The organism is Capnocytophaga stomatis (genome assembly GCF_002302635.1).
Taxonomy (GTDB): Bacteria; Bacteroidota; Bacteroidia; order Flavobacteriales; family Flavobacteriaceae; genus Capnocytophaga; species Capnocytophaga stomatis.
Genome location: NZ_CP022387.1, coordinates 678746 through 695277 on the forward strand (window position 1 = coordinate 678746; position 16532 = coordinate 695277).

A 16532-nucleotide genomic window follows, 5' to 3' on the forward strand; every position below is an offset into this window, starting at 1 on the left:
GAAATAGGCTTTATTATCCGTAAGAAAAACGTTATTTTTGTAGCTTCAAATATAAGACTTTTTTTAATGAAACTCACAAAACAAGCCAAATCTGCTTTAATTTCTGTTTTCGATAAAACAGGACTGGAACCTATTATTCACAAAATGAATAGCTTAGGAATCACTATTTACTCCACGGGAGGAACTGAATCTTTCATCAAAAATTTGGGCATCGATGTAGTTCCAGTGGAAACCGTAACCGAATATCCTTCCATATTTGGAGGACGCGTCAAAACATTACACCCCAAAATTTTTGGAGGGATATTAAATCGTCAGGACAATGACAGCGATGTTTCGGAAATGATTCAATACGCTATTCCTCAGTTGGATATCGTCATTGTTGACTTGTATCCTTTTGAAAAAACCGTTGCAAGTGGTGCCATAGAAAGTGATATTATTGAAAAAATTGATATCGGGGGGATTTCATTAATACGTGCTGCTGCAAAGAATTTCAAAGATGTTTTATGTGTTTCCTCAGTGGAGCAATATGCTGATTTACTGGATATTTTGGTAAACTCTCAAGGAAAAACTACTTTGGAACAACGCAAAAATTTTGCAGCCAAAGCATTCCAAGTTTCTTCTCACTATGACACGGCTATTTTCAATTATTTCAACCAAACAGAAGAAATAACTACGTTGAAAATCAGTGAAAATGAAGGTCAAGTACTCAGATACGGAGAAAATCCGCATCAAAAAGGATATTTCTACGGAAATTTTGATGATTTATTTGAAAAATTACACGGAAAAGAACTTTCGTATAATAATTTATTAGATGTTGATGCGGCTGTAAGTCTTATTTCAGAATTCAAACACGATGACCCTACATTTGCCATTTTGAAACACAATAACGCTTGCGGAGTTGCTACTCGAAAAAATATTCAGGAGGCTTACGCAGCAGCTTTGGCTGGCGACCCTGTCTCTGCTTTTGGTGGAATCTTAATTTCAAACACAAAAATTGATTCAGCTACGGCAAATGACATCAATTCTTTATTTTTTGAAGTAATCATTGCTCCAACATACAGCGATGAAGCGTTAGAAATACTAAAAGAAAAGAAAAATCGTATCATTTTAGTACAAAAAAACATCAATTTGCCTGAAACTTCTATCAGAAGTTGTTTAAATGGATATTTAGTTCAAGATAAAGACCTAAAAACGGATACAATAGAAGACATCAAGTACGCTACAAACGAAAAACCAAGTGAAGAAGCTCTTGAGGATTTGTTTTTTGCTTCAAAAATTTGCAAACACACCAAATCAAACACAATTGTTTTAGCCAAAAACAAACAGCTTTTAGCAAGCGGAACCGGACAAACGAGCCGAGTTGATGCTTTACGACAAGCCATCGAAAAAGCTCAATCTTTCGAGTTTGACCTGAATGATGCTGTTATGGCAAGTGATGCTTTCTTCCCTTTCCCTGACTGTGTGGAAATAGCGGACAAAGCAGGAATCACATCGGTTATTCAGCCTGGAGGTTCTATTAAAGACCAATTGACTATTGATTATTGTAATGAACATAAAATAGCGATGGTACTTACAGGAACAAGACACTTCAAACACTAATCTGTTTTGAAACAGCATATAAAAGCCCGACGTTTTCACGTCGGGCTTTTTTTTAATTCTATTAATATTTTACTATTTTTTCTTTGCTTGGCTCATTTTTGCAGCCAAAATAACCGCATTTCGTGCATTAACCATAGTTCCAGCTGAAGATAATTCTGAAAAATCCACTTTTTTCTTGCTTTCAGCCTCTCCTACGTACACTTGAAGTTTAGGGCTAACCCCTGACTGCATAATCACTTTTTTAACTTGTGATGCTGTCAAATTCGGGAAGTAAGAACGAATCAAAGCTGCCAAACCTGCTACCTCAGGAGAAGCCATTGATGTTCCTTGTAAAAATTTATAACTGTTACCAGGTGCAGTAGCCCAGATTTTAACCCCTGGAGCAAATACATCTACGTTTCTTTTTCCGTAATTTGAGAATGAAGCAATTAGTTTATCATTGAATTCAAAATTCAACGCACCTACTGTCAAGAAGTTATCTGAAATTTCTTTTCCTGCTACCTCATCATTCGGATATGTTTCCTCTACATCAATATCTTTGCTGTCATTTCCTGCTGCATTTACAATCAACACATCTTTTGATGCTGCATATTTGATAGCTTCATAAACTTTATCTTTATGAGGAGAAAATCCTTTTCCAAAGCTTGTATTGATAACTTTTGCACCATTATCCGCTGCATAACGAATTGCCAAAGCAATGTCCTTATCATACTCATCTCCATCAGGAACTGCTCTCACTGCCATAATAGCAATGTTATCAGCAACTCCGTCCATCCCTACGTTATTTCCGCGTTGAGCCCCAATGATACCCGCCACGTGAGTTCCGTGCAGTGAACCATCCAAGTCAGGACCTATTACGTTATTATTTCCGTATCCTATCTTGCTGAAATCATTCTCGTCATCTTTCAAGATATCTCTACGAGGGCTAAATTCCAAATTCAAATAGTTACTCAATTTTGAAGTGTAATGCTCAAGAGCTCCCTTCAATTCTTCTTTAAGAGCTTCCGAATCTCCCACACGACCAAGCAGTTGTTGCATAAACTCAACATACTGAGCCATCATATTATTAGTAGGTTGAATCTTAGCTACATCATCTGACGTATATTTATCTTTTTTGAGTTCTTTTTTCAAAATGTCATCTGCCGATAAAGCCATTTGATTAAGTTGCTCGAAATACTCTTTTTCAGCAAAAGCTTCCTCGTATTGTTTCTCATACTCGGTTTTAGCTCTCTCATAATCAGGATTGCTCTTATCTCCGGACTTGTAAATACGTGTAAGCTCCATATTTTCGTGGTTGATATCTCCCAAGAAATTCCAACCGTGAATATCATCTACATACCCATTCTTATCATCATCAATGTTATTGTTAGGAATTTCATTAGGATTTACCCAAATAACATTCTTCAAATCCTCGTGATTGATATCAATTCCCGAATCAATAACTCCCACGATAACTTTATTGCTTGTTTTTACACCTTTCAATAAGTCATACGCTCCTTGCAAACCAATTCCCGGAAAAGAAGTAAGGTTCTCGTGAGGCCAAACTTTCAATTGCTCATCAGAAATTTTTTCCGCTTGCTTTGGCAACATATCTGGCAAAACATCTGGGCTCGCCGATGCAATTTTTGACAACGGACTTGCACAGCCTACCAATACAGCCCCTGAAATTGCTAATAAAAATGGTTTTCTAATATTCATTTGTAATATATTTATACGATTTAACCTAAAAAACAACTGGTGCAAAGGTAAATAATTTTAAATAAAGCACAAAAGAAGAACACATTTTTATTCCTCTCTTTTGCAAAAATGGCACAACTATTGATTGTAACAATATTGTAAAGCACCATAATTATTAAAATTAACTGATTATGAAACGATTATTATTTTTTAGTTCTGCTATTATTCTATTTTTAAGCAGTTGTTCCGTTCGTAATGAATATGATGATGACCAGCTCACATTACACGAATTTTTGCATTCCTACGACCTGTGGTATGTAAATGTTGATGCTACACGCGGAAACGACCGAATTCCGTTTTTGCAGAAGGCCTTTACCATAACTTTTGACGGAAATACACTACTGGCAAACAACAACTTAGTAGGAATCGGCTCTGTTGGAAGAGGTTACGGACGAGTTATAGGAAATTTTTTCACCTCTGATACGCACCTGACATTTCACCACGACAGAGATGGTTCTTATCGTTTTAAAGTTGTACAAATTTCTCCGAACCAAATAGATTTGTATGATATAGACTCTAATTCAGTTTATAGATTGGAAGGATATCACAAACGTAATTTCAACTATGACAGATTATTCTTTGAAAATATGCAATATTTTCTGCAAGAATACAATTTCTGGGAGAAAACATATACCAGCAGAGAAGGTGCAATGAATCCGTTTGACAATGAGAATTTTATCAGGTTTTACAGCCTCCACGGAGATTATATTTTTGAAACAAGAGAACATCCGAATATTACAACGCCACTTTTCAGAGGGATATACACCGTTGATGATGTACGAAATGCTAATGATGTAAAAATTCTAAATCTGAATTACAGAAATGAAACCGAAAGCTTTGAAGTTCGTATTTTAAACGACCGTGAAATTGAGCTTTTCCACATTAATTCACGAACAACATATCGCTTTAGAGGAGTACAAAATATCATATACAAAAAATTAAAAGATTAAAAATAAAAAAGGGATAGCTGAAAAACTATCCCTTTTTTATTACTCTAAACTTATAATTATGAACTCACTTCTTCTGTTGGCTTGGTGCTCTTCCGGTGTACACTTCACTCCGTTAGAACAATGGTTCGTTAATTGTGTTTCTCCGTAGCCTTTTCCTGTGATTCTGCTGGCATCAATGCCATTATCAATAATCCATTTTACAGTTGATTTCGCTCTTCTGTCAGACAAAGCTAAGTTATAACTATCTGAACCTCTACTATCTGTATGCGAACGAACGTCTATCTTCATATTTGGATATTCTTTCATCACCTCCAAGATTTTAGCTAACTGTACCGATGCATCATAACGAATATTCGACTTGTCAAAATCAAAATAAATGTTTTCTATCTTGAATACTTTCGCTAAATCGTCTCCCTCGGTTACTTTTATAACTCTTGGTTTTAACAGAATTTCATAGTGGATTTCTCTTCCTTTGCCTTTCATTTCTACTTTTACCTCAGCCGTTTCGTAACCTTCTTTTTCTCCCTTCAAATAGAAATGTGAATCTTGGCAATTTATGAATTCTTCTCCAAAGGCAAATCCTCCTGCAGGGTCGCTTGGTTCTGTTTTTAGCAAATCCATCTTTTTCCCTGACAATGAAACCATTGCTCCAGAAATAATTTCCATTGTTTCCGAATTCTTAACAACTCCTTTTAAAATTTTGTTGCAAGTGAAATTCAAAGGAATACGCTCGTAAAATCCGTAAATATCATCTTTTCCTTTTCCTCCGGCACGATTGGAAGTCAAGAAACCTACCTTTGACTCCTTGTCTATCACAAAACAAAAATCATCATCTACGCTATTTCCCGGCTCCCCGATGTTTATGACTCTTGAAGTAGTCCCGTTGTCGTACAATTTCACAGCAAAGATATCCAATCCTCCCAATCCCGGATAACCATCTGAAGAATAATACAATACATTATCTTTTGAAATGAAAGGGAAAGATTCTCTTCCGCTTGTGTTTACGATATTTCCTAAATTCTCAGGCTTTCCGTAACCGTTTTTCAATATTTCTACTCGGAATATATCAGAACTTCCTAATGTCCCCGGCATATTCGAAGCGAAGTACAAATATTTTTCGTCCGGACTTAACGCAGGATGAGCCACACTGTACGTATTGCTATTGAATGGCATCTCAACGACATTCCCCCAATTTCCTTTACTATCTTTGGTTGCCCGTAATATTTTCAGTAAGATGGTATTTTCCGAGTCCATTCTTACTTTTTTGTTCACGTAATTATTTCGGGTGAAATATACAGTGTTGCCATCTTTTGTGAATACAGCTGTTGATTCGTTGAATTTTGTGTTAACTTTTGATGAAAACAGCGTCTTTTTTGACAAACTAATACTATCACGATTCGCCTCGTACAAGTCATAAAAGCTTTCACCTGTCCATTTTGAAACAGGCTTAATCAGGCTCGTGTTACTTGCTGCAAAAATCACTTTATCTCCGTAAAAAGCTGTTCCATACTCGGAATGTTCCGTATTTATGCCCGTTTGAAGCAATTCCAATCGGTTGGAATTTTCTTTTATTTCCTCTCTGTAATCTTTGTGTTCCTCAAACAATATGGCACGAGTATCATTTGCTCCGGTAAGCTCTACGAACTTATTCATCATTTGGTCTGACTCACTGTATTTACCCAATGATTTTAAGGATAATGCATATCGGTAATAATATTCAGGTTGCATCTTATATCCCTTATTTTCAAAAAGTTTCTCATACCAAGTAGAAGCCTTGTCGTACTCAGCATTGAAATAGTATGAGTCTCCAAGCCTTTCGAGCAACTCCTGATTTATAAATCCTTTTTTTGCAATATTTTCATAGACCTTGATAGCATCTATGTAGGCGTAATTCTTATACATCTCATTGGCTTTCTGCATTTGTTTTTCTTGTGAAAAAACCAACAAGACATTGCTAATCAACGCTATTGCAAGCACATATATTTTATGATTCTTCATTTTTGTTCTTTTTAAAATAAATTAGATTGATAAAAATTTTCTTAGAAGAACCTTGGAGAAATCACTTTTCTGTGTGCTTTCACCAGTTCGTAACGCAAGAATATTTCGTGTGAACCTGAATTATATCTTGATAATTCTGTAGTTTCGAAATCATACCCGTAGCCGATAAACCATCGGTCATTTATCTGGAAACCAGCCATAGCACTTACCGCAGCCGACCATCTCCAAGCAGCACCCAAAACAAACTTTTCGTTGAACATAAAATTCGCCGAAACATCTAACTGAAATGGAGCTCCGTAAGATACTTTGCTAAGCACCGCCGGCTTGAATTTTGTATTTTTTGTCAAATCAAACACGTATCCTCCTATCAGGTAATAGTGTTGAGTGTTTTTCAGAACGGAAACCTCTCTGTTTCTCTCATTTCTTCTGTAAACTTCTGTTTCTAAAAGATTTGGTACAGAAAAACCTAAATAATGTTTGTCAGAATACCAGAAAAGCCCTGCACCTACATTGGGTCTGAAAATTGTATTATCTCCGGTGAAACTATAGTCTAAACCGTCATATAAGTGTAATTTATTGACATCTAACTGAAAAAATCCTGCCGAACCTTTCAGACCAAAAGCCAATTTTGAATTTTCAAAATTCAGTGTGTATGAAAAATCTACCAGAATTGTATTATCTTGCTGAGGACCAATTGATTCGTGAAACAATGAAACTCCCAGCCCCACATTTTTATCTCTGATAGGCGTATGGTAACTCAATGTTGCTGTTTTCGGGGCACCTTCCAAACCTACCCATTGGGTTCTGTACAGCCCGAAGAAACTCCCTACATCTCTTGAACCTGCATACCCCGGATTAAACATCATTGTGTTATACATATACTGTGTATATTGCGATTCTTGTTGAGCAAAAACCCCTGTACATAGCATTAACATCAACATTAAAAAAGCACTACTTTTTCTCATTATAATATATTTATATGTTTATTGTCTTATTTTATAATCGTATCCTATCTCCATAACTTTTTTGAAAAACCCGAGCGGTTTTTGTATTAACACTCGAGTTTTTCAATAAGTATTAATGTCTAATTTTTGATGTACAACCAACTTCCTTTTTTCTTAGTTTGATTGTTTTTATCCACATATTCTATTATGTAATAATACGTTCCTTGTGGCAATTTCTCCGGAGCTTCTATCGTTACCCTTCCGTTTGATAATCCTCTGAAGACTTTCGTTGTATTATTATACCCGTGAGCTTCAAATACTTTCACTCCCCAACGATTGTAAATTCTTACCGTATTGTTCGGATATGCCTCAATTCCCTTGATGTAGAATATATCATTTGAACCATCATCATTAGTTGAAATAGCGTTATAAGGAACTATATCTCCTCCGGCTACAACTTCGATTGTAACTGTTGCATTTGAACAATTACCCGCCGCGTCACAAAGCTCATACACAAATGTATCCGTACCAACAAAACCTGGATTTGGAGTGTATGTAATGGTGTCATCAGATGGGTCATCTGGTGTTCCGCCATCATTTACTTGTACAGTACCTCTTGACGGATCAGTCACAACGGCAACTCTTCCTGTTGTTGGGATATTTTCATCGTTATCCAAAATATTCACTGTTACAGGAGTATTTATTTCAGTGGTTGCAGAATCATCATTCGCTTTCGGAACATCCAAAACAACTACCGTCACGTTTGCCTCATTACTACAATTTGTCGCATTAGCATTTTCACAGATTGTGTAAGTAAGTGTATAGGTTCCCGCTGGCGTATTTGGCAATACCACAACCGTTCCGTTAGAAACATCAATATAGATGTTTGTATTCGGTGTAGTAGGATTTGAAATAGTAACAGTTCCTAAAGTAGCCGGAGCTCCTCCAATCGTGTCATTCACTAATACAGAAGTAGTTACAGTTCCTCCTACAGCTGTGTATATCGGGAATGATGTATAATCATCATCGTTTGCTACAATTGGTAAGGCTGCTACCTCTACCGTAGCTGTGGCTGTATCACAATTTGTTGGATTCAGTTTCTCACAAATACGATATACAATAGTATAAGTACCCGCTGGTGTATCTGTCGGAACATTAATATCTCCGGTAGTTACATCCAATGTTGGAATATTTGCACTACCATTGATTGGCGATGCAGGCGTAACCTGTGTAATATTAACATTTGCAATCGTTGCAGGATTTGTTCCTAACACATCTAAACCATTACCATTATCCGAAAGAACATTACCTGCTTTTCCGCCCGTGTTACCAGATACGGCAGGGAAGTTATCATCCTTAGCGTCTATCGGCTCCTCAGTCACAACTATGGTAACCTCAACACTTTCACAATTTGTCGGATTCAATTTCTCACAGATAGTATAAGTTATGGTATATGTACCTGCCGGCGTATTTGGTGCGATGGTAATAGTTCCGTCTGCGTTTGGTGTAAATCCGGTAGGAACATTAGTACCCCAAGTAAGTGTTACATCTGACGGATTCAATGGACTTCCATTAAAGGTATCGTTTGTAAGTACATTTGGCGTAGTACCTCCATCAATACCTCTGATAGGTGTACTGCTGAAATCATCAGGGTTTGCCACCAAAGTTGCCGAAGTTACCACAACAGTTGCCGTTGCCGTGTCACAATTTGTTGGATTTAATTTTTCGCAAATTCTATACACAATAGTATAAGTACCTGGCGGAGTGTTCGCTGGAACGGTAACATCTCCTGTTGTCGTATCCAATGTTGGAACGATTGTACTTCCGCCGATTCCAACAGCTGGGGTAACTACACTCATAGTAACATCAGAAATAACCACATCATTACCCCCTAAGGTATCTGCTCCGTTACCGTTGTTAGAAAGAACATTACCCGCAGTTCCACCAGTATTTCCTGATACAGGCGAGAATGAATCATCTTTTGCGTCAATCAGACGAGCATCTACCACAACAGTTGCCGTAGCCGTATCACAATTTGCTGGATTTAATTTCTCGCAAATTCTATACACAATAGTATAAGTACCTGGCGGAGTATTTGCTGGAACGGTAACATCTCCTGTTGTCGTATCCAATGTTGGAACGATTGTACTTCCGCCGATTCCCACAGCTGGGGTAACTACACTCATAGTAACGTCAGAAATAGCAGCATCATTACCTCCCAAGGTATCCGCTCCATTACCGTTGTTGGAAAGAACATTACCCGCAGTTCCACCAGTATTTCCTGATACAGGCGAGAATGAATCATCTTTTGCGTCAATCGGACGAGCATCTACCACAACAGTTGCCGTAGTTGTATCACAATTTGTTGGATTTAATTTTTCACAAATTGTATAGGTTAAAGTATATGTTCCTGATGGAGTGTTTGGAGCTACACTTATTGTTCCATCGGCATTTGGTGTTAAACCTGCTGGGATATTAGTTCCCCACGTCAGATCTACCTCTGTTGGGTTTAACGGGCTTCCGTTAAGCGTATCATTTGTCAAAACACTTGGCGTATTTCCTCCATTAACTCCACTAATCGGCGTTCCACTGAAATCATCAGGGTTTGCCACCAAAGTTGCCGAAGTTACCACAACAGTTGCCGTAGCCGTGTCACAATTTGTTGGATTTAATTTCTCACAGATACTGTACACAATAGTATAAGTTCCTGACGGAGTATTTGCTGGAACAGTAACATCACCTGTTGCCACATCTAACGTTGGTACAACCGTACTTCCGTTAATTCCTGTTGCCTGTGTAACTACACTTATCGCAACATCGGAAGTAGTTGCATCATTACCTCCTAAGGTATCCGTTCCATCACCATTGTTAGATAGAACATTTCCTGCTTTTCCTCCCGTATTTCCTGCCATTGGAGCAAAGGTATCATCTTTTGCGTCAATCGGTTGTGCGTCCACCACAATTACCACATTTGCTGTATCACAGATATTTGTGTTTGTACAAATTTGGTAAACAATCGTGTAAGTACCTGATGGAGTATCTGCTGGTACACTTACATTGCCCGTTGTTGGTTCAAGTGTTGGTACATTAGGGCTTCCGTTTATTGGTGTTGCAGGTGTAGGCACCGTAATAGTAACCTCTGAAACCGGAATGTTTGGCACTCCATTAAGAATGTCATTTGTCAGTACATTCAGCACATTTGGATTTCCTACGCTTCCGTTAATTGGTGATGCATTCCTGTCATCTATGGCATCTACGCAGTTACTTTCAACTGTTACACTTACTGAAAGAACGTCACTCGGACATTTACCCACTTCCACATTTCGTACATAATACGTTCCATTTGTAAGATTTGTCGCATCAGTCAGAGCTATAAGCGTAGTGGCATCCTCAAAAATTTTCGCATTGCCTCCATAAATTGCAGCCAAGTCAGCTACCGTAGGTGTTCCACAGAACTTCTGTGAATTATCACCCGTTGGCACAGTTGATTTTCCTAATAAAATCGTTATGTCCTGACCTTCACTTTCGCAATCATTATCCGTTGTACGCGTATATCTATAAGTTGTACCTGGCATCACTACATCTGTGTCATTTAACAATTGAGTACCGCTATAAACCTTAATAACAGCCCCCGAAGCAGGTTCTAATTCTAAAATTTTGGCTTTAAGCTGAACAACCGTAACATTCTGCCCTGTATTATCACAGAAGGGTACTTCGGATAAGGCTCCCTTAGGCGTTTGATTTGCCGAAATAACTATATTCACTGACGCACGCAAACTCTCACAACTTCCATTTGTACTTGATACATAATATGTTCCAGTAGATAGAACCTGTGCTGATGTTATCGGTGTCCCTCCTTTGGCAGTTGTGTACCAATTATGTCCTGAGGCAATGCTTGGAGTTAAATCAGCTCCTGTTGCTGTTACACAGAAAGTCAATGGAGACACAGCAGGGGCAGCAGGGGCAGGAGTAACAGTAACCACAACGGTTTGTATCGCCTCACAACCTCCTGCACGACGTACCGTTAACGTATATGTAAAGGTTGTATCTTGCGTTATATCAGCACCCGTATACGTAAATACAGGGTTTCCTATATTATTCGCTGATAAATAATCCATTGCTTGGGAATCTGTCGAGCTCCAATGATAAGAGGCAAACTGTGGTGCCTCAGCACTATATTCAAGTTCCTTACTATCTGTTTGGCAAATAGTTACATCTTTTACCAGACCTGTAATTGTCGCAGGGGCAGGTACCAAAACATCTGACATATCACACAAGCAGTTATTGTCAGCAGATGTTATCTTCATTCGTAATCGGCAAACTTGCTCCTGTGGCAGTTCAATCATTCCTTGGAGCCCCTGAACTGTAGTGCTTTCTGCGAAAGTCTGACTTGAAAGAGTGATTACTCCTAAAGAAGGCTCATTTTCATCTACTTTACCATTATTGTTTACATCATCAAATAATGCTATTTTCAGTGCTCCTGTATAAGGTGTATTTGATGTATTCTCTATATCAAAAGTTAAACCAAGCTCTTCTTTATTATTTTTGGCTTGTGATGTTGCAATTATATTTTTAATCACTAATGAAGCACGCTCAGCTTTTAGAGTAACGGTCTTAACCTCGGAAGTTGCTGTTGTTATGTTAGCACAATCATTACCTCCCGGACAGGCTACCGAACCTACCGTATCTATTGTATAATATTCAATTTTAGCTTCTGATTCACAATTAGTTGCTTTTTCCCCATCAGGCTGTTTAACAGTAAATTGATATGTAAACCAGTTGTCATTTGCCATATTTTGAGGTACTTTTATTCGATATTCTGTAACTCCTGAAGGCAAAACAACCCCACTCTCTGTTTCAAGAACTACATTTGTAAGATTAAAATTCCCTGAATGGTCTTTTGTTGCAAATGTTCCCACAACCATTTTAAACCCTTGGGGAATACGTATCACAACCCTTCCTCCATCTTGCGTAGTTGCTCCCGAAGCAGCTGAAATACTGTGCTTACCTTCATAAGTAGCACCAGAAGCACAAGCATTGGCGTCACCACCAGTATGTGTAAGTGTGTTAATAACTCTATAATTAGCTTCAGCAACCCCTTCAATAGCCGCTGTAATGGCATTATCACGTGTCCCTTCAAGTGCTCCGCCACAGGTATTTTTACCCAATACTTCCATACCGAAGGTCGAACCCCCACGGAATTCACAATCTGGTTTTATGTTTACACGTACACGTATCTTACGTTGATTCTCACTTTGGGTAGATTCTCTTCCCAATAAAGGCTGACCAGCAGGTAACAAGTCGTACACCACAGCCGTTCCCTCATCTCGTGAAGTCAAAGTCCTTGGAGATACCGCATCGAATGGGTAATAGACCTCAACACCAGCAATTGTTACTCCTAATTCTTTGGTAATTGAGATTTTAGGATCAATAACATCTCCATCTCCTCCACTATTAATCTCATATTCGTACCAGTTATCCGCACACATATTCAATTTTGCTCTTGTTTGATCTTGCGGATCTGGATTAGGTGTCTGTGTTCGTTTAAGCTGAATTTCACTACCTGAATGCACCAATGTTACCGATTTCTCAGAATCAGTTAATTTCGGATCTGTTGCACTACTACACGTTTGGTTATAACCCGACGGGAACTTACTACAATTCCAACCAGTAAGCACCCTCAATGTTGCTTGTGTACAGTTCGTTAAACGTACTTTTATAATGTACTCTCTACCAGATGCAGGCAACACCGCTTCACTTAAATAGAACATTGACTCACCACTGATAGTTGTTACTTTATCAATAGTTCGCAATGTGTTTCCATCAACTTCTTGCAAACCTATAACCTCAACTCCTTGAACATCTGGAATAGATAACCAAGTATAAGGAGCTGCTGACAAAGCATTTTTGTTAGTCAGCTTTACTTTAATTTCCTGAGCTAAATTAGTAACTTTCAGAGTTGTATTTCCTAAAACAGCCAAACTAACTCCTGGTTTGTTTTCCATCAAAACACGGAATTCCTTTGAAGTATTGTAAACTGGTGCATTGCTTCCATCGGGTTGAGTTATCCCGTAATGATAAAAGTAGTCATAATATTCTGGATTATTGGCTACACGTCCTCTTTCCTCAAAAACCTCAGGAGAATCACAAGAACCAACCGTTTCTACTCGCAATAAAGCAGAGTAGGCATTGTGATTAACCAAAAGCCCCGGAGGCATCTTGTAGGTTTTTGTATTAGGATTATATTCGTTTTTAAGTGTATAAGTTACAAAGTTACCCGATTCCGTTTTAGTGTAATCAGATAATGGAATATTAATCGTTTGACGTGATGCTACTCCCGTTCTAGTATCATAATGTGTTGCGTACTCATAATACGTCATAGGGTTTGATACCACGAGTGTTTTAGGCAATGTAAACGAAATTTGCTTCAACAAACGGTCAGGACGGAACTCTCCAATTAGTTTTGTATTTGAAGAAGGTGTACGTCGTGCCATAAACGCAAGAAAACCTCCACCTATGTTTGTTTTTGTACAACCAGAAAATTTTTGTTGGCCTCCGTTGTCTCCATCAAATGGTGTTGTAAGCGATGTGTACATTTCAGGGGTTAATGCCGAACCGCAATACTGTTCTTTCCCTGTTGCATCAAGCATATAGAAATAAGATGAGTGCCCTACCAAACGCTCTGCTGAATTGGCTAAATAAATTTCATTAATGTCATCATACTTGCTCACCTGATATGTTGCCACCACTTCAAAAATATCTTCGGGTTGCAAAGCTTTTGAATTTAACGCTTTTGTCAAATTCCAAGTGATTTTAGTTTGCCGTTTAAGTCCCGCTCCTGTTCCTACTGCATTGGTAGTTACACCTGCCTCGGTAGCGGTAAGAGTTTGAGTAACTCCTGAGATGCTTCCCGATACAAACTTCACTACAATACTTTTGGGTATCAACGAAACTCCCTCACCAGTGGTAAACGTGTAGTACAGATTATCAGCTGTACCTCTGGCTTGTTTTCCACGTGCAGTAATCTCAATATCATCGTGATGCAATGAACGTTTTAACATCACAGCATTGGTTGCTTTAAGTGTGGCTTTCGTGTGACGAGTCTGCATCGTATGGTCTGTCCAACCTAACGAATTTTCAGCACGTTCACCCGAAGTTTCAATCATAATAGGACCATCATTATCACAATCAGTAGTACAAACTACCTTCACAGGCTTACTGCCACATACCAACTTAATAGGACATACTGCGGTTTCACCATAATTATCTAACAAATTGATTTCATAAGTGATGGCATCAGTTACATTGCTACCACACTCGGCTTCGAAGTCCATTGTTACATAGCCTCGCTTATTATTTTGAGGAGCTAATATGACTAAATTTCTACCCGTAGTAACAGAAGAAGAATCATAATTTGTCGCTGGTTCTGTTGCTGGATATCCATCAGCGTTGAACCACTTAATGTTGGTAGCTTTCACTCCCGCAGGCAAATTTATCTTATACTGAATACGCCATTTGGCATTATCTCTTCCCGTACTGCCTATATTAGTTACAAAAAAACTTGATGACCCGAACACAAAACGTCCCTCAATAGGCGAAGCACCACTGTACAAAGTAGCCGGAGTGAATGAACCGTCAGTTACGTGATGATATCTTCTGAATGATCTGTTTTCCAAATATACAGCCTTATCCAATGGGTTTGCTCCCTCTCCTCCTACTTTATCTCCACACATTGTTTGGTAAGTAGCGTAATTACTGTACAAATAAACTAAATAATCAGAAAAACTCGTTCCCCCCTGAATGTTCGAGGTTACACAACGTGACTCGAATTCAGCTGCCGACCCATTCTTAATCAAATCATATTCAATCACAAAAGTAGCTCCTGATGGCAAATCATCAAAAACTCCATCGTTATCCAAGTCTGCCAAACCTTCATTCGCTCCATCGGGATCAGAGGTAAGCCCTGAAAAATCAACCTTATAGAGCTTATCCTGACCTGAAACATTAGGCAGGGGTACTGCTGTTACTGGTAAAGTTGCACTTCCCACGCGAACGTTGCTTGGCTTATGATATGCCTTTGAAGCATCATTTAGATTTTCTCTCAAATACAAGCCCAACTTATACAACGCTGACGCCAGTGAGGTATTGGTACCATAATTTGTGTATGAAACTCGCAATGTTCCTACCACGCCACCTTCGGCAACACAATGCCCATTTTTGATTGTAAAATAAGTTTTTGTATAATCAGTGTTGTCAAACTTACTATTAGATTTGCCTGTGTCTTTACGCGTAATTTCAATATTGGGTGCCCCTGCTTCTGAACTGACTGTACGTAAAGCCTCATTACCAGAATTCTGATACCAAGTATCTTCGGTATCTCCTTCTCCCCAGTTTACTACATATTTAATTTGTGTGTTTTTTACACATCGCGATGTAACGTTATACTTATGAACCAAAGCAAGTGCTTGCTGCCCATTAACTAAACCATTACCATTATTATAACTGTCCTTACCTATCTTAAAAGTATATTTGTTACCATTATTAGAAATTTGTTGTAGTGGAGTTCCGTTCATCGAAACCTCATTATGAGTAATATCAGCCGGATACTCTACTACCAGATAGATGTCCGTAGCTTTTCCGTTCCCTGTATTTACAACAGAAAATCCACTGGTATTCAACCCCATAACGGCTGTGTTATTTGCAACTACACCAGACAATCCCAATATAGGATAAGCATAGTTATAGACCTTGCTACTCTGTTCCTTCGTATCCCCGTTTTGAGTTATTTTCACTTTGTCCTGCAACACATACGAGGTATCTGCACTCCGAGCCCTTTGATGAGCCTGAGGAGAAATCAGCTTATCCAACGAAAATGTTACCGAACCAGATGCCCCCGTAATTTGAAAGGTTACAACCGAACCATTCTGAGCGATGTTTGTAGCAACTGCCGTTGAGGGAGTAAGCGTCAAAGAATTGGCTTCCATAGTAATACCTTCAGGAAATGTAACAACTACCTCAGCAGTCCCCGAACCGCTAAAAGTAACCTGAGTTGTTAATTTTCCTAATTTATAGTTATTATCCACTAAACCATAATCATCTCCCACAGTAACCGTAACTCCATTTGGAGGAATAGTTACCTGAGCTCCCACCTCCCAAAAAATAAGAGAGGCAACCATTAAAATTACAAAACGTAAACAATTCATATTTATGTGTTTAAATGCATTTTTCATAATGAGCGTTTTTTAATATAAGTGCATTGAATTGCAAATATATCAATTAATCAAACAAAAGACACTGCACTATA

Annotated in this window: 6 protein-coding genes; 2 read left to right on the plus strand and 4 right to left on the minus strand. The window is 38.4% G+C overall.

The window, feature by feature from the left end; all coding sequences use genetic code 11:
• Nucleotides 1–66 precede the first annotated feature (66 nt).
• On the plus strand, nucleotides 67–1599 hold the full coding sequence (purH, locus tag CGC58_RS03015) for a bifunctional phosphoribosylaminoimidazolecarboxamide formyltransferase/IMP cyclohydrolase (RefSeq protein ID WP_095895057.1): 1533 nt from the start codon (nucleotides 67–69) through the stop codon (nucleotides 1597–1599).
• Nucleotides 1600–1671: 72 nt separating this feature from the next.
• On the opposite strand, the gene CGC58_RS03020 is transcribed toward purH, so the two are convergent.
• The gene (locus tag CGC58_RS03020; protein WP_198540745.1) at nucleotides 1672–3297 is read right to left on the minus strand and encodes a S8 family serine peptidase; all 1626 of its coding nucleotides are present in this window, start codon (nucleotides 3295–3297) and stop codon (nucleotides 1672–1674) included.
• Between the two features lie 170 nt (nucleotides 3298–3467).
• Between CGC58_RS03020 and CGC58_RS03025 the strand changes: the two genes are divergently transcribed.
• Nucleotides 3468–4286, plus strand: coding sequence for a hypothetical protein (locus CGC58_RS03025; RefSeq protein WP_095895058.1), 819 nt, complete (start codon nucleotides 3468–3470; stop codon nucleotides 4284–4286).
• A 39-nt stretch (nucleotides 4287–4325) separates the two neighbouring features.
• Here the strand turns inward: CGC58_RS03025 and CGC58_RS03030 are convergent, their stop codons facing one another.
• From CGC58_RS03030 to CGC58_RS03040, 3 genes are all read right to left on the minus strand, one after another.
• On the minus strand, nucleotides 4326–6284 hold the full coding sequence (locus CGC58_RS03030) for an OmpA family protein (RefSeq protein ID WP_095895059.1): 1959 nt from the start codon (nucleotides 6282–6284) through the stop codon (nucleotides 4326–4328).
• 41 nt (nucleotides 6285–6325) lie between these two features.
• The gene (locus CGC58_RS03035; RefSeq protein ID WP_373309510.1) at nucleotides 6326–7249 is read right to left on the minus strand and encodes a PorP/SprF family type IX secretion system membrane protein; all 924 of its coding nucleotides are present in this window, start codon (nucleotides 7247–7249) and stop codon (nucleotides 6326–6328) included.
• Nucleotides 7250–7368: 119 nt separating this feature from the next.
• On the minus strand, nucleotides 7369–16458 hold the full coding sequence (locus CGC58_RS03040; RefSeq protein ID WP_095895061.1) for a T9SS type B sorting domain-containing protein: 9090 nt from the start codon (nucleotides 16456–16458) through the stop codon (nucleotides 7369–7371).
• Between the last annotated feature and the right edge of the window lie 74 nt (nucleotides 16459–16532).

What these genes read in the sequence shown, in the direction of transcription:
- CGC58_RS03030 (WP_095895059.1), bottom strand. Translation starts at nt 6,284, where the DNA reads ATGAAGAATCATAAAATATATGTGCTTGCAATAGCGTTGATTAGCAAT.
- CGC58_RS03025 (WP_095895058.1), top strand. Translation starts at nt 3,468, where the DNA reads ATGAAACGATTATTATTTTTTAGTTCTGCTATTATTCTATTTTTAAGC.
- CGC58_RS03035 (WP_373309510.1), bottom strand. Translation starts at nt 7,249, where the DNA reads ATGAGAAAAAGTAGTGCTTTTTTAATGTTGATGTTAATGCTATGTACA.
- purH (WP_095895057.1), top strand. Translation starts at nt 67, where the DNA reads ATGAAACTCACAAAACAAGCCAAATCTGCTTTAATTTCTGTTTTCGAT.
- CGC58_RS03040 (WP_095895061.1), bottom strand. Translation starts at nt 16,458, where the DNA reads ATGAAAAATGCATTTAAACACATAAATATGAATTGTTTACGTTTTGTA.
- CGC58_RS03020 (WP_198540745.1), bottom strand. Translation starts at nt 3,297, where the DNA reads ATGAATATTAGAAAACCATTTTTATTAGCAATTTCAGGGGCTGTATTG.